Genomic DNA, 23,121 nt, shown 5'->3' with positions numbered 1-23,121 from the left:
GTCCTTCCCTATTGTCTAGCGATTAGTGAATGCCCGAACTCTGCAAGAGCCCGGTGGGAACCTGCGAATAATTGAGTAACTGATCCAAGGCATGCTGAGCGTTCAGCGCGCCGGAGGATTTGATGATGTCTGCGGGGTTCAGGTTGTCGAGGGCATCGGCGGTGGTATTCAGCAGGCCTTTGAGCATCCCGTCTAATCCGGCGGCGGCACCCAAAATAGTGTTTGCTTGGGACTCCAAGGCTGCGGCAACTTCTTCGCCAGCGCGGCGCGCATCCTCGGCGGCATTCCGTACCTGCTGGTGAGTTTCGGTCAGGCTTTTTTCGTGCTGGTCTAATGCGTTTCGATAGGCTCTCCCAGCCGAGGATTTCCAGTGTTCGGCACGCATACCGTGGGCTTTGTGAAGCATCGTCTGAATGCTCGCAGCATGCTGTTCTAAGCTGGCGGCGAGTTCCTGGCTCTTACTGCGCGCCTGCCCCGCTAACCCTTGCAAAGACGCCGCAAAACTGGTTGCGGCGCTGGTACCGATCCCCATGTCACCGGCGGCACGCAGAATATCTGCGGACGTGGGCGGATGCGCTCCCGGGGGAATATCGCCGGTATGCGGCTGGGGCGTTGGTGCGGGTGCGATGGCTGTCATATCTTCCTCGTTAGCTCTTAGGTCACGGCGGGCAGCTCCCGGTATGCGGCCGCACGGGTACGCCTGAGTGCCCGTTGCGCGTGACCGATGCTGTGGCTGCTGTACCTGTTTACCTTCACCCTAGAAGGCTCGGCTCCGGTTAATACCCGCTCTCTCGTTGCCCTGTGGATAACCTGCCGTGGCGGGACACTTTTCCTCGTTATCCACAGACTGTTTCTCCCGATTTTGTCGGGTTCGCACCCTCACGTGACCGAATATGACGCAGACCCGCACAGGCGTGGCAGACCGCGCATCCCATAAATAACGCCTTAGCAGATCACAGAAAGACACCCAAAATTCCTGAGACGCTGTGCTCAAGACAGACACGGCACGTCATCCGCCGCAGAAGACACCCAATCTGACCTTTTACGCCAAAACATGCGAAGATAGAGGTATGTCTCACCCTGAAAACACGCTCCTGCCCTCGGGAAGAATTGACCTGGGCACCAGTAATCTCGCGCTCGGCCCTCTCGATGGGCGTTACGCCCCTGTGACCGCGCCTTTAACGAACTATCTCTCCGAAGCCGCGCTGAACCGCGACCGCATCCACGTAGAAGTCGAATGGTTCATATACCTGTGCGAGCATGCCGTTCTTCCCGGGCTCACGCCGCTCACCGATGAGCAGAAGTCCGGTTTGCGCGCTATCGTGACCGAGTTCAACACCGACTCCGTCACCGAACTCGCCGAGATTGAGGCGGTCACTGTTCACGATGTGAAAGCCGTCGAGTACTATATCGGTCGCCGCCTCGAAGCGCTGGGGCTGGGACATCTGGTACCGCTCGTGCATTTTGGGTGCACCTCCGAAGACATTAATAACCTCTCCTATGCCCTGGGTATTAAGGACGCGGTCGAGAACGTATGGCTTCCCGCCGCCCGCGATCTGGTGCAGGTTTTGCTGGATCTCGCCGAGACCGGCAGAGATGTTCCGATGCTCTCACGCACGCACGGCCAACCCGCAACCCCCACCACGTTGGGCAAGGAAATGGCTGTGCTGGCGTACCGTTTGAAGCGCCAGATTTCCCATGTTGCCGCCACCGAATTTTTGGGCAAGATTAACGGCGCGACGGGCACCTATGCGGCGCATTACGCCTCGGTTCCGGGGGCTGACTGGCAGGCTATTTCGCGGGGTTTCGTGGAGCATCTGGGCCTTAGCTGGAACCCGCTAACCACGCAGATCGAATCGCATGACTGGCAGGCGGAACTGTACTCTGATGTGGCGCATTTCAACCGCGTGCTGCATAATCTGTGCACCGACGTGTGGAGTTATATTTCGATTGGTTTCTTCCGCCAGATTCCGGTGGCTGGTGCAACGGGCTCGTCGACGATGCCGCATAAAGTGAACCCGATCCGCTTCGAGAATGCGGAAGCTAATCTTGAGCTCTCAAACGCGATCTTCGATTCGCTGGCATCCACGCTGGTGACTTCGCGTTGGCAGCGTGATTTGACCGATTCTTCGGCGCAGCGCAATATTGGCGTGGCGTTTGGGCATTCGGTGCTGGCGATTTCCAATGTGATTAAGGGTCTGCAGCGCCTCGATATTGCCGCCGACGTTATTGCCGCCGATCTGGAGTCCAATTGGGAGGTTCTGGCGGAAGCCATTCAGATGGTTATGCGCGCGGAGGCAATCGCGGGCACCCCCGGCATGGAGAACCCCTATGAGCGTTTGAAGGAGCTTACGCGCGGTCATCGGGTGGACGCGGTTCGCCTCAAAGAATTTGTGGGCACCCTGGGCCTGTCTGCCGAGGCGCAGGAGCGGCTGTCAAACTTGACCCCGCATACGTACAACGGCATCGCCGCGCAGCTGGTGGATCACGCGAAGGATGCGCAGGGCTAAAACTCCTACGGCTCCTTTCGCCCGCTCTCTACGTTCTAAATAAGGCTCTTTGTTCACATAAAGCGGTTTTTCCAATGCTTTATGTGGACAAAGAGCCTTTTTATGGTTCCGAAAGGGGCTATAGAACACCCATTTATTCGCCAGGTTTTCTCATCAACACAAAAAGTTGTTAGATTAAGGAGGCTCTAATCTAACAACTTTTCGCACTTTGACAGAAAACTGTTAGATTAGCACCCCGCTAATCTAACACTCTCCCGTGTATGTCTCGTGAAAACCGCATCAAAACGGGCGCTCTTACCCGCGAAATACCGGCGAGCAGGGGCAAGGGGTTAGTTTCTTCTAGTTCTCCATCGTCTTGCGATGCTGCGCGCCAGGATTTTGCAGCCCGTGAGCGTGCGCATCATGATTCTTCGTATCGGTCTTAGTGCGCTTGAACTTGCCGGTCAGTGCTCGCGTAACCTTGGGTCCGTGAGAGTTTTTCTGCTCATCAGACGTGAACTTGGGGGCGCGCGGGGTAAGCATCAGCTCAGCCGGGAAAAACGCGGGAGCATCACCAAACGCATTACGGGCGCTCTTAACCACGTCACGCCCCAGCGCCAAGTTTGCGCCGCCGCCGACCACCGCGCCCACACCGAACGGCAGGGCACGCCCCAGCAGGGCTCCGCTCTGGCGGGTCAAGAAACGCTTGATAAACATATTGCGAATCGTGCGTTCCACGCTGAAAGTCTTGCTCGCTGACTTACTGCCCAGCAGCATGCCCCACCGATTGGAAACGCCGCTCGCCTTCCCGGTCTGCAGCAGCACGGTATTCATCAGCTGCGAGCCTTCTTCGCCGAGCATAATCGCCATCACCATCGAACGTGCGACCTCGGGGTTCTCCACGTGCACGCCGTGTAGCTCAGCCACCGCCTGCGCGAACAGTGCGGTCCTTTCCAGGTACCCGCCAACCGCGAGCGCCGAAAGGCTCATCGAGGTCACGGTTCCGATTCCGGGCACGAAGGCAGATGCGCCCGTCACCCCGCCGATCGCGGTCACGTCACGCAGATAGTTGCGTTCAAGGCGCCGCAGAATCTTTTCGGGGGTTTCATCCGGATGCGCCGCCCGCAAACTTTTCACCATCGACAGCGCTAGGGGGCGCTGAACGCGCAGAACGGTATCAAGCGTTTTGGTGAGTGCCGGGCGGGGATTGCCGTTATCGTCAAAAAGTGACTTTTTCGGGTCTAGCATAATGTCAGTAAAGCACGTTTTGACTCAAAGTAGGTACCGCATCCTGCAGAAACGGTGCTTATTCCGCCCAGCGAGTATTCCGCCGCGTTCATGACACGCCCCTGGCCTGGAATTTTAGTGCGTCAAGAACTACTTTCCCCGGCTCTACCTGTGCACACTACACATGACATAAATCTTGCCCGCTAACCCATCGGTACGGTATATACGCCCCAAGTCCAGACCTGGTATCTCAAAGTGGCATGGCTCTTTCCGCCGCTTGCCTTCGATAGATTTCATGATGGAGTAAATTTCACGGTATGACGTTTCAGTTCGGCTTTTCGCCCCGAGGGCTTAGAATTGAGCTAGGTTACACAACACACTCGTTCATTCAGGCGCTCCGACGCGTCTTCTGCGGTGTTTAGCAATGGCACTAACACCGGCCTTCACACAGTAAGGAACCTATATGTCTGCTCCTGCTTCGGCGCGCTCGCCACTGGCGGCTCAGGGCCTCGGTATGGCGTATGCTATCGGCGCCATTATTTCGGCACAGTTCGGTTCTGCGCTCGCTAAGACGATGATGGGCGATCTGGGCGCGTGGGGCGTGGTGGCTCTGCGCATGATCACCTCGTCGCTTCTGCTGTATCTCTTTTTCCGCCCGCAAGTTCGTCAATGGACGCGCCCGCAGTGGCTTGCCGTGATCGTCTTGGGGGTTGCGCTTTTCGGCGCAAACGCTTTCTTCTATGTGGCAATTCAGCAGGTTCCGCTGGCGATCGCGGTGGCTATCGAGTTTATGGGTCCGCTCGTGTTGGCAACGGTTCTTTCACGAAGAAAACTCGACCTGATATGGATTCTCCTTTCCTTTACCGGTATGGCTATTTTGACGGCAGAGTCGCAGTCAAAGCCCGAAGATTTCGCACTGATAGGTATATTTTTCGCTATTCTCACCGCCGTTTCTCGTGCCGCCTATATCCTAGCGACGGAGCGTGTGGGCGCCACAATTCCGGGGATGGGCGGTATGGTGATGGGCAATCTTGTCTCCACACTCTTAGTTATCCCATTCCCTTTCTTCATCACGGGCAATCATTTAGGGAAAGTCATCACCGACCCTGCCTTACTGGCGCTTGGTTTTGCGATGGGGCTTCTGGCCTCTGCGCTTCCCGCACTGGGCGAGATTTCGGCGCTTCGCATGCTCCCCTCGAATGTATACAGTGTGGTGCTTTCGCTGGAACCTGCGGCGGCGGCGCTGGTGGGCGTTATTATTCTGCAAGAACCCACTGATGCGGTGCGTTGGGTTGCAATTGCGCTGCTGATTACGGCGAGTATCGGGATTACGATATCGCACGCTCGGGTGGAACGCCAAGCCCTTGAGGAAGGTACAGCGGAGACAATTACGCACTTCCTGCCCGGCGCGGTTGACAGCATCGGTGCCGATATTGTGCAGAAGACCGGGGTGATTACCCTGCCCACCACCGAGCAGATCAAGCTCGATCGGCAGGCTAAAGAAACTCCGTCAGAAGGGGCTTCCCAAAAATAGGACATATTTCAAATTTGGGGTATGTCCTAGGTTACAACAGTACGCAGGCGGCGATACCATTAGTCTCACGTGGTACCGCCGCCTGTTGTCGATGTGATCCCTAGGAGGTTTCTTGACCAGCCTAAGCCCTCATAGTCACCGCAAGCGCCCCACCGTCGGCATTATTTTTGTGATCATCTCGTGCCTTTCTCTGCAATTCGGCGCGGCTTTCGCGGTGCACCTTTTCCCGCTTTTTGGTCCGTGGCTCGTCACAGTTCTGCGCCTGCTTCTCGCCGCGATCACGGTGGGTGCGGCGGTCTGGATTGCCGGGCGCTGGCGGGCGCATCGGGCAGGTGCACAAACCGCATATATGGCAATACCTGCGAAAACATCCGGCGGGTTCTTAGGCTGGTCTTCCCGCCAGTGGCGTGCCATGCTCATTTTTGGTGTCACGCTTGGGCTCATGAACGGCTTCTTCTACAATGCGCTGGCGCGCATCCCGCTCGGGCTGGCGGTGGCGGTCGAGTTTACCGGTCCGCTCGTGCTGGCTTCTATCCTCACGCGGCGTAAACGCGACCTAGTGTGGGTATTCTGCGCGGCGGCAGGCATGGCGGTACTTGGTTTCGAAGCGGTACACGGGCAGGAAACAGACTTGCTGGGCGTACTATACGCCCTGATTGCGGGCGCATTCTGGGCACTCTACATTCGCTCAAGCGCCTCGGTCGGCGAACTCGTGCCCGGCGCAAGCGGACTCGCCGTAGCAATGGCCGTGGGTGCCATCTGTGTGGTCCCCGGAGCCCTACTTTTCCCCGGCCCCGTAGCGCTCTGGAGCGTTACGCACGATACCCAACTGGTGCTCTTCATGATCGGAACCTCCCTGCTGGCATCGGTCGTGCCGTACAGCAGCGAGTTGGCAGCCCTGCGGCACCTTCCCGAACAGGTCTTCAGTGTGCTTCTCAGCCTGGAACCGGCGATTGCGGCGCTCGCGGGGTGGGCGCTGTTGGGCCAGGAAACCGGCCTGATGCGCTGGGTTGCGATCATCCTGCTGATCACGGCAAGTATCGGAATTACCCAAACGACCGGGGGCTCGGCGCCTGCGGACGAAACTTCTGATTCTTACCGGAGGAACGAGCCTCCCGAGCAAACCTCTCCCCTGCCGCTGCCGGAATAGACTACGGGATACTACGCTGCGTGCAGGGTCGGTTCTGCGGCGGACGGCGTGGGCGGTTATTGCTCGGCCAGGTACCCCAGAAAATCCCGCAGTTCTTCGGTACTCAGCACCTCCGCCGGATGCGGTCCCCGCGCGAACAGCGCATCGGCGGTGTCTTCGTCGAGTTCGCGTGCGGTTGCGATCAGCACCAGGTTCCCCTCGTGTTCACCGCTCAGCATGGAAGAATCGCACAGGCACCACACATGCTCGAACGTGTCTAATAGAGCGCGCGCCTGCCCTTGGAAGAAGGGCAGCCCGGCATCATCGCCAACGTTCACGGCGAGTACCCCGCGGGCGCTCAGGAGCTCACGCAGCTCGGCGTAGTAGTCGGCGTTGGCAAGGTGTTCGGGCGCATCCATGCCCGTAAAAATATCAAGAATAATGGCGTCGATCCCGCGAAAAACGCCGTCGTCGGATGCGGCATGAGCGCCGAAAAGCGTGGGAATCTCGGGGAGCACGGCGCGCGCATCCGAAACCACGAACTCGCACCGAGTACCTGCGGGTAACGGCAGTATCTCGGTCACAAACCCCATCAGCTGTGGCTCATAATCGACGGCCACTTGCGAAGACCCCGGGCGCGTGGCCTGCACATAGCGGGCAAGCGTGAGGGCCCCGGCCCCCAAGTGAAGAGCCGTCACGGGTTCGCGCGAAGGGGCAAGTACATCCAGCACATTGGCGATGCGTCGCAGATACTCGTAAAACACGACGGTCGCATCAGCAGCATCAACATGGGATTGTTCGGCACCGCCGATCTCAAGCACATAGCCGTGCTCGCTGAATCCGTCCTCAAGAATGCGGGCGCGCTGGCCGCTCACACTCAGGTGAACGCCCAGCGCGGCACGCTCTCGCTGTCTTTCATCCATCACGAAAGACTAGTTCAGCCCTGCGGCTTTCTTGAATTCTTTGGCCATATCCTCGGCGGAGGTCGAAGAATCCACATTCTCAAGAGGCTTATCGTTCACCGCGAATTGGGGGGTGCCCTTCACGCCGATCTTTTGGCCGTACTCAAAATCGCCCTTGATCAAGTCGATGGTTTTTGGATCGACCAGGTCAGTCTTGAATTTCTCCTCATCCAACCCAAGTTCCTGAGCATAGCTGAGGAGAACTCCCGCAAACTCGGTCTGCTCGGTAATATCCTTCCAGCTGTCCTGAGTTTCAAAAAGCTTATTCGCCATCTCCAGGTGCTTACCCTGAAGCTCTGCCGCCTGCACGGCCTGTGCGGCGGCAATAGCATTCTTGTGAATTTGGGACAGCGGCATATTGCGCACGGTCACATTCATGGTGCCCTCAAGGTCCTTGGCAACCTTCTCATAGGTGGGTTCGGCCTTGGCGCAGTAGGGGCACTGGTAGTCGGTGTACAGGGTCACGGTGGGCGCACCCTGCTTGGGGGTGTTGAGGTGGTATCCAACTTCGTCACGCTCGCCAACTTTGGTGGCGGTCATTTTGGCGGAGTCACCCGAGGCCGAAGCCGAACCGGATGCGCTTGCCTCTCCCCCGGCGCTAGCGCTGCCGGAAGCATCGCCCGAGGGAGCGCTGCTTGCTGAGCCGCTTGAGCTGGCGTTAGAGCTTGAGCTACCGCTTGCGGATGCACTCGACCCGGAATTTGAGGTGGCATTAGCGCATGCGGAGAATACGACTGCGAGAGCGGGTACCCCGAGCGAAAGCGCGGTACGGCGATTGAGCATAGATGTCATGAGGGTTCCTTTACCGTAAAGATAATAGACTTGCTTTTTATCCTCCCATATCTTGCGGGGGAACGCACCCCTTTCGAGTTATGGGTCATATTCGCCCTACCCTGTAATCTCTGCTAATATTGGCGATGGTATACGCGCCATATAGGTCGTATATCGTGCGCCTCCTTAGCTCAGGGGTAGAGCATTTCCCTCGTAAAGAAAAGGTCGTGGGTTCGAATCCCACAGGGGGCTCCATTCGCACGTCACTCTGGATACAAGAAATCCCGCTCCAGCCGGGAGGTGTCCAGGGTGGCGTTTTTGCTGTTCTGACGCGGTTTTTTGCGAGGCTCGACTCGGTCGGCAGCGGTCCGACCTACGAGCGTCCATGAGCCCCAGAGAGTGCCTTCGCGAGCTACGGCAATCGGGTCAGGGGAGGTTTCGTCGCCGGTTGCCACCAAATGGGACAACCCCATATCAAAAGGTTTACGGTGTTTGGCTGAGACCTATATGTGAGCTGGAATCCAATGTGAAGGCGCTAAGCTTGCAAATTGTAACTACTAGTATGTACAGTTATGGTTATGGACAGCAGGACTCGACTTGTGGAGGCAACCCAGGATCTCCTGTGGGAACAGGGGTATTCGGCGACCAGCCCGAAAGATATTATGCGCCGATCAGGTGCTGGTCAGGGCAGTATGTACCACCACTTCACTAATAAGCAGGAACTGGCCGTGGTAGCTCTAGAATGCAGCGCCCAATCCATGCGTCAAGACGCAGAAAAGCTGCTTGCGACAGATGGTAGTGCTTACGAAATAGCAACAGCTTATCTGCGTCGACAGCGCGATGTTCTGAAGGGGTGCCGCATGGGAAGAATGACATTCGATGCCGATGTCTTGAACACCCCAGAACTCATCGAACCTGTCAAACGCACGTTTGTGTGGCTGCTCGAAGCTCTCACAGTACTCTTTGAGCGAGGCAGAGACCAAGGCGAGTTTGCAGCAGACATTGATGCCCGCAATCTGGCTTCACTGGTGGTAGCAACAGTACAAGGAGGCTATGTGCTAGCACGTGCCACACGAGATACGGATGCCTTTGATGCGGCGGTTGAAGGGGCTGCTGCGCTCCTACGCAAGGCCACAGTACCTCTGACTACCGAGGTGTCGGATCATTCTGAGTGAGTGACCGCATGGACTAAGAAGAAATGGGGAAAGACGTATGTATTCAATGCAGTACCGTGTCCAGCTTCCAACGGACTACGACATGGAGATCATCAGGGACCGCGTCCGTCGCACTGGGCACTTGATGGATGGATATCCGGGCCTGGAATTCAAGGCGTACCTTATCCAGGAGAAAGCCAAAGGAGCCGTGGAAAACTGCTACGCACCGTTTTACGTCTGGAACGACACAGAGGGAATGCGATCTTTCTGCTGGGGAGAGCCTGGGTACTCATCAATTGTGCGCGATTTCGGCCGTCACCCCATCCAAGATTGGACAGTCCACAAACTCATCAAAGGAACTACACCTCTCACCCAAGCACGCAGCCTCAATATCCAAACTGTCACTCTGCCCGAGTTCGCCGCACCGTCTGAAATCATAGAGCCCCTGACTGCGGACTTCCTTAACGGACAGAGCGCTAACACGCTCTGCCGCCTGGTCGCAGTCGACGTCACAACCTGGAAACTCATCCAGGTTGAACTCAGCAGTGCCAACCCCGACCACGCACAACCGAAAACCACCTCCTATGAGGTCGTCCACGTCTCGACCACCGATATTGACTCCCGCTGATCAGGAAACCACTCAGCACGAACCCCAACTTTGCTGGGAGGTGTTCGGGCGGCGTTTTACCTGTTCTGGGGCGGTTTTGCAGGGGTGGAGTGGTTGACACCAGACGGTCTGAGAGCGGATTATGAGACGTCAAGCGTGCTTCCACTAGCTCTAACAGCCGGGCGAGGCACCTTCGTAGCCGGTTGCCGTCAAAAGCTAGAGCCTCCCGCATCAAAAAGTATGGGTCTGCCGTCAAAAGATACACTGAGGCGTGTGGGTGAATCGAGCCAGCTCCGCTTTGGTTACCAGGCGGATTGTTGGTGAGATGATGAGGAGTAATCAGTTGTTGCAGGGAGAAGCCGGGTCTTAACGTACGGCTGAGGACTTTGAAAGCTTGCGTGGTTTATAGGTATAGGACATATTGTGTGTCCGAGGCTGGCGCTAGTACCCCTCTTTTATTAAGGGTTATCCTCGGTTTCTGATTCCTAAACTTTCTTGCTAGAGCACCTCAACTGGTCCATCCATCAAATAGCCACCTGCTCTTGGTAGGGCGAGAATATCCAGGATAGACACACAATATATATCCTATAAACCCGATTACCCTTGAAAACCCGTACAATAAGGGAAAGAGTTTTACCGTTTTGTTTGCACTTCGAGAGGGGCATCATGCGTCATAAAAAACAGACCCAGCGTTTTGGGTTGGTATTCGTGCTTCTGCTGATACCGTGTTGTGCGCTGTGGTTCTTTTATCGATGGATTTTCGGTGAAGATACCATTATTGCCGTTCCCATCGTGCTGGGGGTTGTGACCTCCTATATTTGCGCCTATGCCTTTACCGGCGGCAGGACTCCGTACAACTAGCTGCTCACGACGAAGCCGTACCGTATAGAGAACACGTGAGCCGCGCATCCTGATCAAAAGCAGGATGCGCGGCTCACGTTTATATACCAAGACTTTAGACGTTGGCGCGCTGGGCGTCGCTTTCGGTCTTTCCCCACAGCCCGTAGACTTTGGCGAGTTCTTTAACCTTCTTGGCACGCAGGTAACGCGGCAGATATGAACCGTCGTGCGGCCCGTCGATGGGAACATCAAGCATTTTGTGCGCCTCGGCGATTTCGTGGTCACTCGGCGAGAATGCCTGGTTAATGGTATCTGCCTGATCGGAGTCAAGAGTGAGTTTTCCGGTCATGCCGTGGGCCGTGGCGTAGGTGCAGGCCTCGGTGAGCGCCGCCTTGTACTTACCCACGGATGGTCCATCAATAGGGCCGGGAATACCGCCCAAAGTTGAAGCGATCACGAGCTGCGAGCGCACATAGGCGAGCGCCATCGGGGTGTCGCTGGAGCCGGTATCGCGGCGATAATCGCCTGCCCCGAAGGCGATGCGGAAGGTTCCGATAGCGCTGGCAATTTCGACGGCGTTGTGCACCCCGAGAGCCGATTCGATAAGCGCGATGATGGGCGTTCCGGCGGGCAGTTCGGAGGCGGTGCGGTCAATATCGGTCGCGTGTTCTGCGGTGGCGAGCATAACGCCGCGCAGACCTTTGGTGTTTTTGAGGGCTTTAACGTCTTTCCACCAGTGCTCGGTGGTGATAGCGTTGATGCGCACCCATGCGACCACACCTGAGTTGAGCATTTTGACGACTCGACTGCGGGCTTCGTCTTTTTCGTCTTCGGGGCACCCGTCTTCGAGGTCTAGAATAATGGAGTCTGCTTCACTAGCGAACGCTTCTTCAAAGTCTTTTTCGGCGGAATTAGGGCGTACAAGAAGCCAGGAGCGAGAGAGACTAGGGCGTAGCTGGCGCGCACGTTCATTGCGATGGAATTCGAGCATTGGTTGGTCTTTTCCCTGATGTGCTGGTGTCCGAGCTTTTAGTGTAGGCGTCTGGTCCATGATGGTTATACTAAGCTCAACCTTAGTTAAGGTTCTAGTTACCTCATGTCGTGTGGGGTTTTACGCGGATTTATATGGTTTTATGTTGGATAGTTCGCGACGTGAATCCCTCAAAAGAAACTAAACCCCCGAAATTATCGGGGAAATTATACGGAGCCCGCGACTACACAACTATTCGCACATCGCCGCTAGTTTCACGTTTATGACGTTAAACCGAGGTTGTCTGCAGAGCCGGGTTTTCGTTACGCGCCTGCGCAGCTTTTTCATCACGTGCACGGGCGATCAGGCGTTCCGCATTCTCGACATGCTCAACCACACTCTGCACGCGGCGCTCCACCGTGATCTTACGATGGCACTGCACACTGCACTCGCCAAAGCACCGCGCCATCGCCAGAGCCTCAGCGCAGAGGGCTACCGCATTGCCAGCTTTCGAAAGCGCCCGATGCAGATCCGAGAACGTGCCCTCAGGGGAGGCAGGAATATCCATGCCATCACTGGGGGCAATACGCTGCGCCTCCATCGCGACGGTACGAACCCGCGGAATAAGATCGGCAAGAGTATTCGCATCCGGCACGATAAGTTCGATCATCTCGGTATCGGCAAGGCGTTCAAGAACCTGATGGAAACGATCAATACCGCGAATAAACCGATCGTGCGCACGACGCCAGAGACCACGCCCAAGTTCCGCGTCATCACGCCGTGATTGTAGGAAATCTTTGAGTCCCATAGCCCCTCCTCATGCTCAGCCGGTCGTGCGTCTAGAAAGCTCTATATACTTAGGGTACCCTAAATCTTATTTTGGTGACAGGATGTCGTACAAAAAATGTTGATGTGGGATTAAGCTCTCGAAAAATTCACGCATTTAGCCCAGCCAAACCAGCACAACACGACTTACATCACACGCAAAACAACCTTGCCGCGATGCTGACCAGTATCAAAGTACTCATGGGCCTGCGACGCCTGCCACCACGGAAATTCACGGTCAAGATTCGCCGAAAGAACGCCGCGCTCAAGCAACGGTAACACGTTCTCATGTACCCCTGCCATAATTTTTGCCTTCTCATCCGCAGACCGTGACCGCAAAGATGTACCGTGCACCGATAGGCGCTTCGTTAGCATAAGACCCAGATCAAGTTCCGCGCGGCGGCCGCCCTGCACGGCAATCGTCGCCAGATGCCCACCATCGGCTAAAGACCGCAGATTATCTTCCAGGTATTTCGCGCCCACCACATCAAGAATATAATTCACGCCGTGACCTGCACTCTCACGCTGAATCACCTGACGAAAAGACTCCGTGCGGTAATTAATCGGATGCGCCCCCAACGCCCGCACCACCTGAGCCTTCTCGTCATCACCGACCGTCGCAAAGACCCGCACACCGGCGGCGCGCGCCAGCTGAATAGCGTGCATGCCCACGCCCCCGGTACCGCCATGCACCAGGAGCGAAGTCTGCTCATCTTCCGCCGGGTTATTCTGCGCGGGATCAAGGCTCATCCCGCACAGAAGCACCAGATTCGAGTACACCGTCGCGGCAACCTCCGGTATGCACGCTGCCTCAACCATGCTCATACCCTTGGGAACGGGTAGAGTATGGCGCACATCTACCGCCGCATACTCGGCGTAACCGCCGCCAGCAAGAAGCGCCATAACGCGCTCGCCCGCCAGAGCGGGATCAACGCCCTCGCCCACAGTCTCTACCACGCCCGCAATCTCAAGACCGTATACGGAGCTTGCCCCCGCAGGAGGCGGATAATGCCCGCGCCGCTGCAGGGAATCCGCCCGGTTCAGCCCGGCGGCATGCACCCGCACCAAAACTTGCCCGGGTGCAGGGGCGGGAATCGGAACCTCAGAGAGCGTTAGAACCTCTGGATCTCCATGTTCTTTCTCGACAATGGCGCGCATAGTAGCCTCAACAACCTTCTTATCTGTATCTTCCTGCACCGAGATTAGCATGTGTTCTCGGGGCATACCGCAATGTTCAGATTTACAGAAAAGCATAGAACATGAGATAATCGGCGGGTACCTTTTCCGCTCAAGGGCGGAAAATACCGGGATGGTTGTCCGAGCGGCCGAAGGAGCTGGTCTTGAAAACCAGTAGGCGGTAACCCCGTCTCAAGGGTTCAAATCCCTTACCATCCGCATACTAAAACCCCGCGATGCGCCTGAATTCTCAGGTGTACCGCGGGGTTTTCTGCGTAGAATCTGCAGGTTACGAGACCAACCTTGAGAGGAACCACAGCACAATATCAAAGACACCGAGGATACCCCCGATAAGCGCCATAGCGGTATAGCCAGCATTCTTTCCCTTATTAGCAATAAGACCCCTAATACAGGAAACTACGGCAACAATCCCAAAACCGATGGTAAAAATCCCAATACCGACAGCACCTAGAACAAGGGAAGTAATGGAATAGATTTTTGCGTTTTTCTCTGCTTTGATTGCTTCAGGATCAATTGTCGGCGGGTACGGCTGCTGGTAACCCTGCTGGGGGTATCCGTCTTGCGGGTTCTGCTGAGGCTGGAAGTTATAGTTTTCGGACATTACTATCCTTCTTGGGGTAGACGATCCTATCGTTGCACATAAGATCTATTTCATTATCGGCTTTATTTACTGTACAGGGTTAAAGATAAGTACACGCTTTCCAACATGCCGTATTAACAAATCCATACCAACACCGTGTACGTGCTAAAGCGCCCAGATCATGCACGATAAAGCCCCGCTGTCCTCCCGACATCGGGATTCTGCGGGGCTTCCACGGCTGCTACCGAGTACTGGCTATAGCGGCTATCACAAACGCCACCATCGGAATAAAGAAGAACAGAGTCTCAATCGCCCCCAGCGACAGGGCAATCCAGCTGGTGGCAAGGCCGCCTCCGGCGGGAACTCCGACACGTGAAGCCTGAGCACCTTTAATCGCGCCCCAGATCCCCAAACCCAGTGGAATCACACTCGTAACCCAGAAGAGAGCGAGCACCAAACCAACAATGCCCAGCGCTAAAGAGGTTTGTGCCGCCTGCTCACCGGCAATCTGCTGCGGGGTTTTGGGGACAACCGTCATCATGGGCACGGGCTGCACATATACCGGCTGCTGATAGTAGTGTTGAGGAGCAGGCTGTTGGTAATACTGTTGGGGGGCGGACTGGTGATAGTACTGCTGAGGAACAGTTTGTTGATAGTCTTGCTGTCTAGGAGCGGGCTGCTGCTGGTTCTGATAAAGCTTAGTGTATTCGGGCAGAGAGTCAGAGAGAGAGCGAGTTTTCTCGTAGGCGTCCTCACCCTGATGGGGGTTTTGCGACTGAGACGGTTGCTCTCCCGCGGGATACTCAGACATAGCTATTCCTTTCGGTGACAAGAAGCGACAACTAGACCTGCCCACTGTCTACCTGCTGTAAGGAAATATCTGGGGAACCGTTTTCAGCCTGCGTGAATGGGCGTGGCGACATCTCTAACTATAGCGCGTTGTTTTTCGCTCATGGGGGAAGTTTGGTCGGCAATTCCGAATTGACCAGTCTGCTTACTCCCGATATTCTTATAGGGATGCACTCGTTTTGTGCACCGTGGAGACGTGCCAGAGCGGCCGAATGGACTTCACTGCTAATGAAGGGTCGGGGTTGAACTCGACCGGGGGTTCAAATCCCCCCGTCTCCGCCAAAGAACGAACCCCCGAACCGTAAAAGGTGCGGGGGTTCGCTGCGTCCTAGGTGCGTAGGGCATCAAGTTTTTGCAGTCTGTCTTATGATGCAGCTTTGTTTCCGCCTGGCTAACCTTGCCCTCCCAGTCGAAAAAGCTGCGGTTCAGCAAGAAAGGGCGAGGGCGCAGTGTGCCGACTGCGGATAGGATTTAGAAGCTCATAAAGTCGATGAGGCGCGCATCCGCACCATCAAGAAGCGCCCACTCCCCCGGCACCTCAAAGACCGCTACGGACGAAGGCGAAAAGCCATAGGAAGCGTCCATCAGGGAATTGTAGTCAGAATCGGGGCTCGCAAGCTGTAAGGTCACATCTTGTACCGCAGGCAGGTGCGACACCACCATAAGCGTGCGCACGCTCTCAGAAACCCCGTTAATGCGCGCCAGCACCCGGGATGCAGGAACCTCATACAGACCCTCGTCCAGGTGCGGAGTAGGTGCCTGCTCACCGAGCGCATCCGAAATCCAGGTGGTGGTCTGCCGGGTGCGCAGCGCCGCCGAAGACATCAGCTGCTCGGGAATATAGCCCTTCTGCTTGAGCCAGGAGCCCGCAGCCGCAGCCTGCCGATGCCCGCGCTTAGTCAGTGGGCGATCAAAATCATCCATACCCCAGTCGGCTTCGGCATGACGCATGATAATCAGGCGCTTAACGTCTCGGAGTGAGTTCTCAACCATACCTTCATAGTACAACGTAGGCGCCCCGATACGCCGGGTTGCCGCGTGATAACGCGCCACAAAAACGGCATGTGAAAACCCCGCGCTCTTAAGAAAGAACGCGGGGTTTCGAGCGTAAAAAGACTAGATAGAGTATTCGGGGGCGGCCCACACCACAACTTCGGGATGCTCAAAGAACCGGTACCCCTGACCGCGCACGGTACGCACGGTTCCCGAAAGACGCCCCAACTTCGAACGCAAACGCCGAATATGCACGTCAATAGTGCGTTCGTGGGGATGCTCGTCCCCAGCGCTCCAAAGCGACTCCAAAAGCTCATCGCGCCCCACGGTGCGAGTGGAGTTCTCAACCAGATGCGCCAGAAGCTCAAACTCTTTGAAGGTGAGCATCAACTGTTCCCCATCAAGGAACACCTCACGACGTGCCAAATCGATCAGAACGCCATTAGAACTGGGAGTTGCGGGCTGTTCGGCTTCACGCGCCTGCTTGTGCAGCTCCGCCTGGTAGAACACGGCAGTCGGATCGCCAAGCGCATTGCGCACAACCTCAAGATCGCTGCCCTCCGCATGAACGGGAGCCAAAGCAACGGCGGCATAGGATTCGGCCTCAGGTGCCAGATGGTGTGCATAGGTTCGCAAATCCTGCACAATACGCACCAGCGATGTGCCGTTGGCTGCGGCAAGTTCTTCATTGAGCCCCACATACAGCACAAACCCGCGCGCCTCGTTCTCCTGAGCTCCTGCCTTCTGGGTGCCCTGCTGATCCCCGGAGGAGAAGGTCATCGGGCGCAAAGTAGCTGCGGACCCTTGTGTGCGGTTCTGCTGCGGCACTTGACGCTTTGCAGCACGACCACGCTGGGAGATGTGGACGTATCCAGGTACTGCACCTGACATTGTTCAACCTTCTCTCAAGATTTGTTGCGTACGGGTCCCTTGATTCTGCATGATGCGGAATGCTCAAACACCGCGCGGTAAAGGCGGCGTTTCCTTTGCTATCAATATTTCTATTATTTGACTCATAAATCAAGCAACTTGGGGTATCTGCGACGTTCTGCTCGCAGCTTCACACCCTCGTGAACTTTGATTCAGTGCCGGGAAACGACGCTGACAAGCACCGTTTCTCCCTCATATTATACATGGAGATTCGGAACCGATACCCCAAAAAGCCGCGTGCTCAGAGCCTCTGACCGCATACGAACCGGGCGCAATTTCCACGTTCTGGAGCGGAGGCTCCCAAGGATACCGGCGACTCGTACAGTACTAGTGTTTTTCGCCGCATTCGCAGATGCATGTGGTGAAGGGTGCACATCACAGCATGGAGGGGTCCAGAAGGACCGACGCTCCGCGTGCAATCTCAAGAATCAATCGCCAAAGCACATGTTTGCGGCACCCGACGTCTAAGACCGCCCGCGCGGAATCGTCAGACCCTTAAGGATGCGCTACTGCGCCAGCCCGTAGAGACGGTCGCCCGCATCGCCCAAACCGGGCACAATATACGCCCTTTCGTTCAGGCGCTCATCTTTGGCGGCAAGGAACAGGTCGATATTCCGCAGACCCTCAACGCCCTTTTCGAGGGCCGCAATACCTTCGGGGGCGGCAATCAGGCAGACACAGGTGATGGATTCGGCGCCGCGTTCGCGCAGGAATTTAATAGCCTCAATCAAGGTGCCACCGGTAGCGAGCATAGGATCGAGAAGGTACACCTGACGACCGGTCAGGTCTTCGGGCAGACGCTCGGCGTAGGTGACAATATCGAGGGTCTCTTCGTTACGAGCCATGCCCAAAAACCCGACTTCAGCAGTGGGAACCAGGCGAGTCATGCCTTCAAGCATGCCCAGCCCGGCGCGCAGAATCGGCACAACCAGAGGCTTCGGGTTAGCGATAACGGTTCCCATCGTGCGCGCCACCGGGGTTTCGATAGGGCGCTGCTCAACCCGAATCTCACGGGTAGCCTCATAGGCGAGCAGGGTAACGAGTTCATCGACGAGCTGGCGGAACGTGGGTGAGGGAGTGTTTTTATCGCGGAGCACACTAATCTTGTGCGCCACCAGCGGGTGATCAAGAATCTTAATACGCATACTCTCAGTTTACTCTGCCTACTAGTGCGGGCGCTGTTTGCCGGTTACTACAGTTTGCCGTGGGGATGGTCGAGAAGATACTGTACTCCACTATTGGTTTCGATAGATTCCTCAAGTTTTCGCCGGTCATCAGTGCTATACGGTTGAGCCCAGCGTCCTTCAGTCATGCGGAAAGCCAAGTGGAAAAGGGATAACTGCGTAGAGGTTTTTAAGGGGCGGATAAGAGTTTTTCTGCCCCGAAAGTCTTTAATGATGAGCTTATCGCTGTGTGGTTTAAAGATGTACTCAGAAATATCTGTATATGGTATATTCTTCCTACGTCCATAAAATTTTCTCACGGTAATTCCTTGGGGATCTATGCGCACATACATATCACTGAAAGATTTGTGAATGTATATAAAAATAATAGAGAAAATAGCTATGATAACCCAAAACATGGGAGCAACAAGCGCTCTAGGACCTGATGTTATCGATCCCCATATCAAGAATACAGCGACCATTAAACAAATAATATCAATGACTACTACAGAAATTTTGTATACCCAATGGAGCCTAAATTCTGTATTATCATCTGCACCAGAAACAAGTGGTTTAGGTTCTGAAATTCGAGCAATGAATGAAACACACCAAAATACGGCAATAATTGCCGAGATAGGGATAAAGAATCGTAACAAATCTATCAGTGCCATGACCTGTCACTCTGGCTTCTCTTCAGGAACATGTTCAATAACGCAACGAGAAATTTGAAAGAGATATTCACATGTCTCTTTGTCGCTTTCCAGATACTCCTGAATTTCCCGCTGGTCTTCTGGACTATCGCTCCGTGCCCAGTATCCTTTTTGGAGGCGGAACGCCAGCTGCGCCATCAGCAAACCGGCATCCGTTAGTATGGGGTCAAAACGTAAAGTACCTCCACGAGCTGTTTTTACCACAAGCCACGTAAGATCAATACCGATATCTCCACTATCGCGTGAGTTATAGGTAAATTTAACAATATCTTTATACGGCGCGTGATGAGATATTGCCAGGAAATTAGCCCACATCATACCCTCTGGTGTCGTCTGCAAATAAAAATTTTTACAATCCAAATACATAAACAAACATAAATACCAGCCCAAAAATCCCAAAGGCAACATAACAAATGCACCACCAAATTCTGGGTCAAATAATATTAAAAGAACCGTTATAGAATTCAAAATAAAGCAACACACTAGCCCAAATTTTGTAAATCTTTCAAAGATATATGTCCTTCTTCCACAACGAGGGAATTTATAAGTAGTGTAATTTTTATTTTTTACACTCTTATATATCAAGACACAGGATAAAAGCTGAAGAGCAAGAAGAGTAACTCCAAAAATCTGATCCACTTCTAAAATCCTTTAGCATACTTTGCTACATCCTCCACCTTGTTCGGATCAGCATAATACCCATTTTCTGAGGCTACCAGATACCCCATCATCAATTTACACGTCAGGCATAGGCGCCGGCTTACCGCCCAAAGAACGTGGTGAACAGCTGTTTTCAGGGGCGATAGGTTCAGGGCGGACGTGCGGCATCGCTGCTCCTTGTGTGGTTGTAGTTATATCAACGTAGATATAGTTAATGTTTGCGAGTGTCACAGAACACTGTATAGGATATATTTACCCTAACCTTCACATAAGGGTTAGTCAAGGATATTCGTCATGAACAGTACATTTAGGCGCGGCATGTCGGGCTGCTTCGCGTGTGAGGCGGTTGCCGAATCATGCATATACGGGAACGGACATGCACCGGTCGAGTACAACCAACCTGACCTTTAAGGGGTGATGTTTAGATTTCTACCTCCGGCAGTGTAGGCGCTGTACTCACTCACGGGAAGTCCTGACTTAAAGGTCGAAATCATAAGTTATTGGTAGGAATAATAGGGATAAAGAGTATAGGGGGCCTGGAGAATAACAGCAATGGGAAACTACATTTACTATTCCCTCATCTTTAGCGGCATCGCTATCTTTAGTTACCTCTCGTATCGAAGCGAGAAAAAACAAAAGAACTACTATCAAAAAATAACCTCGACGTATGCCATGGACTGGGGTGCCACACCGTCCTCGCATCGTGTGCCAAGAACACCCGACAAGACAGGAGAAGACTCGTCTGCTGAGGGAAGTGCTGCGCATGAGAACGAGCGCTCTGATACTTTGGGAGAAACTCCTGAATCTGTTCCTGCTAGGGATGTCGAGGAGTTTGTGGAGAGTTTTACGAATATTGTTCAGAGGCGGCCTTTGTTATTCCCTATTGCAGGATGGGCAACGATTGTAATGCTTGCATTTTTAGTCTGCTCCTCTGTTTTAGACCTGATAGGCGGAAAACCTATACAGGATTATTTACCTTATTTTGTGGTTGCTTGTGTAACGTTTCCTGTTGCTGTTTTTTGTATTAGGTTCGGTCGTGATGATTATGTGAATTTTCGGCGTGCGGAAATCGTGCATAAGCCTTTGGGTAGTGCTCGAAAGAGTTTTCCGTATCATGCGATTGCTGGGTATTATTTTGATCCTCGTAATACGGAGCATGGGGTGTTTGAGGTGCAGACTCGGCAGGGGTATAAGGCGCGGTTTGTGCCAGGGATGTATAACTGTGTGTATGTGGGGTCGCAGATTGCGTTTCGGCTGGATTATGGGTATTGGGCTGATCCGTTATCTGTGTCTGATATGTGTGCGCTTGCTGCGTATGTGACAGATTTTCGGTGGGTGTATCGTTTATTGGAGGTGCCTGCTAGTGCTCATTTGGATCAGCGTGATGTGGGGCTAAGGCCGGTTGGGAGTCCTTCGCCTGGTGCTGGGTATGTTCGCGTGGTTCCTGAGGTGGAGGATTTTGTGTATGCGAAGTCTGTGATTACACGGTAGGTATTTGAGCGGTTCAAGGATTAATTCGCTTGATGTTTATAAGGTTGGGGTGAATAGCATCAAATCTGGGTTCACTGCTGGGGCGAAAACCTATGGCGGCACCATTAAAAATGCTCGTGGGGAATCCGAGGCTCCCTGGGCTAGTCTTCAGACCGGCACATCAGGGACGGTAGCTGCTGATGAGCAGTGAACTTATCTTTGGTCTCTTCTGCCTAGTCTTTGTGGTGGGGACGTTTTGGCTCTCAGCAGTATTTGAAGGGCGCCGGCGTGAGCGTGAGCAGAAAACCCAGCAGGTGGTAGAAGAAACTTCTGATCCTCGGGCTGTGGTGCGGGTGTTGGCGTCGGTGCGGTTACAAGCCTCGTGGTTCATTAAAATGCTCTTATGGGTAACGCTTTTGCTGTTACTCTTTTTGGCTTCTCTTTTGGGCCTTATGACTATCGCGACTCTTGTTTCACAGGATTATAAGCCTGGATATACCACAAGTGAATGGGTTGAATTAGGACTTATTATTGTGGGTTTTCCTTCTGTGGTGTGGGGTTTGTGGGTGTGCAGGGTCTCGTACCGGGAAATCCTGCCCGAGAAACTCATGAGGGTCAATAACCGGGGACGTAAGCAGGTGCTGCACTACTGGCAGATTGACTCTAGTTATTTCACTCTGTTAGGGGATGAGAACGGGCTCTTTGAGCTGACCGATACCGCAGGGGTGGTGTATCGGTTTAAACCGCATATAGAACCGTGCCGGTATGTGGGTTCTCAGGTGGCGTTTCGGTTGGATTATGGGTATTGGGCTGATCCGAACAATACTCAGGATGCTGAAATACTTGTGCAATATATTCGGGAAAAGTTGTGGGTGCAGCGCCTGTTGGAGGTGCCCACTGTTTCGGGGTTAGCCCTAGACGGGTACGGGGAAGGGTACAGGCCTGCTGGTGAGCCTGATTTCCGTAGTAGGCAGAGTGTGTCGGGGGATTTCACCTGGACCACAAACTTCGTCCTCACCTAAGCCTATGGTTCCATAAGCGTGACATGCAGAAAACCCGTTGGGTCTTAAAATTCTTAAGACCCAACGGGTTTAGCTATGCGGTGGTGGAGGGATTTGAACCCTCGTTGGCTGTTACACCAAACATCATTTCGAGTGATGCACCTTCGGCCGCTCGGACACACCACCAATAGGATGTAATTCTACCGCATCCGCCCCAAGGGGGCAAAAACTCTACCCCCTTGCTCGGTTCCATCCAAGGTATGGGGACACCCCTCAAATCCTTAGTGACAAGCGCATCATACCGCTTATTCTGCCTGCCGAACTTAGTTCCTACCCAAGGGGTTTAGCCTTCAGTCGAGAGCGAACCCATAGCGGCTGTGCACCCCAATATCGCCTGAAAGCCGCATCCATCAGTGCCGAATATAGCCGTCAAATACCAGCATGACCGCACGGGTGGAGTCCTCGATGCTACGCTGCACCCCGTGTATCTCCCGATCCATCGCCAGCATAAAAGTAGCACCAAAAATAGAAAGCGCCAACGCACGTGTATCCTGGGCGGTATCGATCGTGTAGCGGCTGCGCAGGGCGCGTACCCGCGACTCTATGAAATCCAGGATTTCTTGGCGGTTGTCCACCATTGAGTCGGTCCAGGCGTCCAACCCCTTCCACACTTCGCTCACCCAGAGCCTGGTGAACCCTCGGTGTTCGTGCAGATAGGCGAGCGCCGTGGAGATGCTTTTGCGCAGCCCTTCGCGCGGGTCGCTCTGAGCGATGGAAGCTTCGCTCATGCTCTCCACGAGCAGGTGCGTGCCGTATTGCAGAAGCCGGTCGATCATGGTTTTCTTCGATCCGAAATTGTAGTACACGGTGCCTTTGGAGACCCCGGCGCGTTGGGCGACCTCTTCAATGCTCACGTGAGCGCTTCCCCGATGCTCCATGATCTCCATCGTGGCGGTGAAGAGTTTGCGTTGGGTTTTGCCGGTGCGGCCCGGTCGGCGTGCGGGGTTCGGCGTATCGGGCATGGGGATGGTTCCCTTCGTGGCGGTTGCTGTTCTCTCCA

25 protein-coding genes and 4 tRNA genes are annotated in these 23,121 nt (G+C 54.6%); 12 read left to right on the top strand and 17 right to left on the bottom strand.

All coding sequences use genetic code 11. The features are described 5' to 3' along the window. Window positions 1–22: 22 nt before the first annotated feature. The gene (locus HMPREF2625_RS03530; RefSeq protein WP_070521842.1) at window positions 23–637 is read right to left on the bottom strand and encodes a hypothetical protein; all 615 of its coding nucleotides are present in this window, start codon (window positions 635–637) and stop codon (window positions 23–25) included. Window positions 638–1,070: 433 nt separating this feature from the next. On the opposite strand from HMPREF2625_RS03530, the gene purB reads away from it, so the two are divergent. Continuing rightward, on the top strand, window positions 1,071–2,510 hold the full coding sequence (gene purB / locus HMPREF2625_RS03525) for an adenylosuccinate lyase (RefSeq protein ID WP_070521839.1): 1,440 nt from the start codon (window positions 1,071–1,073) through the stop codon (window positions 2,508–2,510). A 339-nt stretch (window positions 2,511–2,849) separates the two neighbouring features. Here the strand turns inward: purB and HMPREF2625_RS03520 are convergent, their stop codons facing one another. Further along, a complete protein-coding gene (locus HMPREF2625_RS03520) occupies window positions 2,850–3,737 on the bottom strand; it encodes a di- and tripeptidase (RefSeq protein WP_070521835.1) in 888 nt (295 codons plus the stop codon). Between the two features lie 442 nt (window positions 3,738–4,179). Here HMPREF2625_RS03520 and HMPREF2625_RS03515 point away from each other — a divergent pair, with 442 nt between their 5' ends. Next, complete coding sequence (locus tag HMPREF2625_RS03515; RefSeq protein WP_070521832.1) at window positions 4,180–5,250, top strand: EamA family transporter; 1,071 nt, start codon at window positions 4,180–4,182, stop codon at window positions 5,248–5,250. 112 nt (window positions 5,251–5,362) lie between these two features. Continuing rightward, window positions 5,363–6,400, top strand: a complete 1,038-nt coding sequence (locus HMPREF2625_RS03510; RefSeq protein WP_070521829.1) for an EamA family transporter — start codon at window positions 5,363–5,365, stop codon at window positions 6,398–6,400. 56 nt (window positions 6,401–6,456) lie between these two features. Here the strand turns inward: HMPREF2625_RS03510 and HMPREF2625_RS03505 are convergent, their stop codons facing one another. Continuing rightward, window positions 6,457–7,302 (bottom strand): spermidine synthase, encoded by an 846-nt coding sequence (locus HMPREF2625_RS03505; protein WP_070521826.1) that lies wholly within the window; start codon window positions 7,300–7,302, stop codon window positions 6,457–6,459. A gap of 9 nt (window positions 7,303–7,311) precedes the next feature. After that, entirely contained in the window at window positions 7,312–8,133 is an 822-nt protein-coding gene (locus tag HMPREF2625_RS03500) for a DsbA family protein (RefSeq protein WP_070521823.1), read from the bottom strand. A gap of 159 nt (window positions 8,134–8,292) precedes the next feature. Between HMPREF2625_RS03500 and HMPREF2625_RS03495 the strand changes: the two genes are divergently transcribed. Further along, a tRNA-Thr gene (locus HMPREF2625_RS03495) sits at window positions 8,293–8,367 on the top strand. Window positions 8,368–8,375: 8 nt separating this feature from the next. Here the strand turns inward: HMPREF2625_RS03495 and HMPREF2625_RS03490 are convergent. Beyond that, window positions 8,376–8,585 (bottom strand): hypothetical protein, encoded by a 210-nt coding sequence (locus HMPREF2625_RS03490; RefSeq protein WP_141745409.1) that lies wholly within the window; start codon window positions 8,583–8,585, stop codon window positions 8,376–8,378. Window positions 8,586–8,690: 105 nt separating this feature from the next. On the opposite strand from HMPREF2625_RS03490, the gene HMPREF2625_RS03485 reads away from it, so the two are divergent. The 3 genes from HMPREF2625_RS03485 (at window position 8,691) to HMPREF2625_RS03475 (ending at window position 10,734) form a co-directional block, all read left to right on the top strand. Beyond that, entirely contained in the window at window positions 8,691–9,287 is a 597-nt protein-coding gene (locus HMPREF2625_RS03485) for a TetR/AcrR family transcriptional regulator (protein ID WP_246826622.1), read from the top strand. 46 nt (window positions 9,288–9,333) lie between these two features. Further along, on the top strand, window positions 9,334–9,894 hold the full coding sequence (locus tag HMPREF2625_RS03480) for a DUF4865 family protein (RefSeq protein ID WP_246826620.1): 561 nt from the start codon (window positions 9,334–9,336) through the stop codon (window positions 9,892–9,894). Between the two features lie 645 nt (window positions 9,895–10,539). Beyond that, window positions 10,540–10,734, top strand: coding sequence for a hypothetical protein (locus tag HMPREF2625_RS03475; protein WP_013397915.1), 195 nt, complete (start codon window positions 10,540–10,542; stop codon window positions 10,732–10,734). A gap of 94 nt (window positions 10,735–10,828) precedes the next feature. On the opposite strand, the gene HMPREF2625_RS03470 is transcribed toward HMPREF2625_RS03475, so the two are convergent. The 3 genes from HMPREF2625_RS03470 to HMPREF2625_RS03460 form a co-directional block, all read right to left on the bottom strand. Then, window positions 10,829–11,704 (bottom strand): HpcH/HpaI aldolase/citrate lyase family protein, encoded by an 876-nt coding sequence (locus HMPREF2625_RS03470; RefSeq protein ID WP_004005648.1) that lies wholly within the window; start codon window positions 11,702–11,704, stop codon window positions 10,829–10,831. A 268-nt stretch (window positions 11,705–11,972) separates the two neighbouring features. Further along, window positions 11,973–12,491: a dehydrogenase gene (locus HMPREF2625_RS03465; RefSeq protein WP_070521814.1), complete on the bottom strand. Its 519-nt coding sequence runs from the start codon at window positions 12,489–12,491 to the stop codon at window positions 11,973–11,975. Between the two features lie 164 nt (window positions 12,492–12,655). After that, window positions 12,656–13,666 (bottom strand): NAD(P)H-quinone oxidoreductase, encoded by a 1,011-nt coding sequence (locus tag HMPREF2625_RS03460; protein ID WP_070522608.1) that lies wholly within the window; start codon window positions 13,664–13,666, stop codon window positions 12,656–12,658. 149 nt (window positions 13,667–13,815) lie between these two features. On the opposite strand from HMPREF2625_RS03460, the gene HMPREF2625_RS03455 reads away from it, so the two are divergent. Beyond that, a tRNA-Ser gene (locus tag HMPREF2625_RS03455) sits at window positions 13,816–13,903 on the top strand. Between the two features lie 70 nt (window positions 13,904–13,973). Here HMPREF2625_RS03455 and HMPREF2625_RS03450 read toward each other — a convergent pair. Beyond that, complete coding sequence (locus HMPREF2625_RS03450; RefSeq protein ID WP_070521811.1) at window positions 13,974–14,306, bottom strand: DUF4190 domain-containing protein; 333 nt, start codon at window positions 14,304–14,306, stop codon at window positions 13,974–13,976. A 220-nt stretch (window positions 14,307–14,526) separates the two neighbouring features. Next, window positions 14,527–15,096, bottom strand: a complete 570-nt coding sequence (locus HMPREF2625_RS03445) for a cell division protein FtsK (protein WP_070521808.1) — start codon at window positions 15,094–15,096, stop codon at window positions 14,527–14,529. Between the two features lie 228 nt (window positions 15,097–15,324). On the opposite strand from HMPREF2625_RS03445, the gene HMPREF2625_RS03440 reads away from it, so the two are divergent. Then, window positions 15,325–15,416: transfer RNA gene (locus HMPREF2625_RS03440), tRNA-Ser, on the top strand. A gap of 189 nt (window positions 15,417–15,605) precedes the next feature. On the opposite strand, the gene HMPREF2625_RS03435 is transcribed toward HMPREF2625_RS03440, so the two are convergent. The 5 genes from HMPREF2625_RS03435 to HMPREF2625_RS03415 all read right to left on the bottom strand — a co-directional run bounded on the left by HMPREF2625_RS03435 (window position 15,606) and on the right by HMPREF2625_RS03415 (window position 19,569). Then, entirely contained in the window at window positions 15,606–16,127 is a 522-nt protein-coding gene (locus HMPREF2625_RS03435; RefSeq protein WP_070521806.1) for a SixA phosphatase family protein, read from the bottom strand. Between the two features lie 123 nt (window positions 16,128–16,250). Continuing rightward, window positions 16,251–17,018, bottom strand: a complete 768-nt coding sequence (locus tag HMPREF2625_RS03430) for a winged helix-turn-helix domain-containing protein (RefSeq protein ID WP_004005657.1) — start codon at window positions 17,016–17,018, stop codon at window positions 16,251–16,253. 545 nt (window positions 17,019–17,563) lie between these two features. Further along, window positions 17,564–18,202 (bottom strand): uracil phosphoribosyltransferase, encoded by a 639-nt coding sequence (gene upp / locus HMPREF2625_RS03425; RefSeq protein WP_013397921.1) that lies wholly within the window; start codon window positions 18,200–18,202, stop codon window positions 17,564–17,566. A gap of 47 nt (window positions 18,203–18,249) precedes the next feature. Further along, on the bottom strand, window positions 18,250–18,891 hold the full coding sequence (locus HMPREF2625_RS03420; protein WP_070521803.1) for a hypothetical protein: 642 nt from the start codon (window positions 18,889–18,891) through the stop codon (window positions 18,250–18,252). Window positions 18,892–18,897: 6 nt separating this feature from the next. Then, the gene (locus HMPREF2625_RS03415) at window positions 18,898–19,569 is read right to left on the bottom strand and encodes a hypothetical protein (RefSeq protein ID WP_070521800.1); all 672 of its coding nucleotides are present in this window, start codon (window positions 19,567–19,569) and stop codon (window positions 18,898–18,900) included. A 573-nt stretch (window positions 19,570–20,142) separates the two neighbouring features. On the opposite strand from HMPREF2625_RS03415, the gene HMPREF2625_RS03410 reads away from it, so the two are divergent. Genes HMPREF2625_RS03410 through HMPREF2625_RS03400 form a run of 3 tightly spaced genes read left to right on the top strand, consistent with a single transcriptional unit; the run spans window position 20,143 to window position 22,082 of the window. Further along, a complete protein-coding gene (locus HMPREF2625_RS03410) occupies window positions 20,143–21,081 on the top strand; it encodes a hypothetical protein (protein WP_070521797.1) in 939 nt (312 codons plus the stop codon). Between the two features lie 49 nt (window positions 21,082–21,130). Then, window positions 21,131–21,271, top strand: coding sequence for a peptide methionine sulfoxide reductase (locus HMPREF2625_RS03405; RefSeq protein WP_246826615.1), 141 nt, complete (start codon window positions 21,131–21,133; stop codon window positions 21,269–21,271). Continuing rightward, a complete protein-coding gene (locus HMPREF2625_RS03400; protein WP_070521794.1) occupies window positions 21,261–22,082 on the top strand; it encodes a hypothetical protein in 822 nt (273 codons plus the stop codon). The genes HMPREF2625_RS03405 and HMPREF2625_RS03400 overlap by 11 nt, the downstream gene beginning before the upstream one ends. Before the next feature lie 78 nt (window positions 22,083–22,160). Here HMPREF2625_RS03400 and HMPREF2625_RS03395 read toward each other — a convergent pair. Both HMPREF2625_RS03395 and HMPREF2625_RS03390 read right to left on the bottom strand, forming a co-directional pair. Then, window positions 22,161–22,247, bottom strand: a tRNA-Ser gene (locus tag HMPREF2625_RS03395). Window positions 22,248–22,471: 224 nt separating this feature from the next. Continuing rightward, window positions 22,472–23,083, bottom strand: coding sequence for a TetR/AcrR family transcriptional regulator (locus HMPREF2625_RS03390; RefSeq protein WP_246826613.1), 612 nt, complete (start codon window positions 23,081–23,083; stop codon window positions 22,472–22,474). Window positions 23,084–23,121 lie beyond the last annotated feature (38 nt).

Origin of the sequence: Rothia sp. HMSC064D08, assembly GCF_001809525.1 — a bacterium.
Lineage (GTDB): Bacteria > Actinomycetota > Actinomycetes > Actinomycetales > Micrococcaceae > Rothia > Rothia dentocariosa.
The sequence above is the reverse complement of the archived record's forward strand: the minus strand, read 5'-3'. Positions and strand labels throughout refer to the sequence as shown.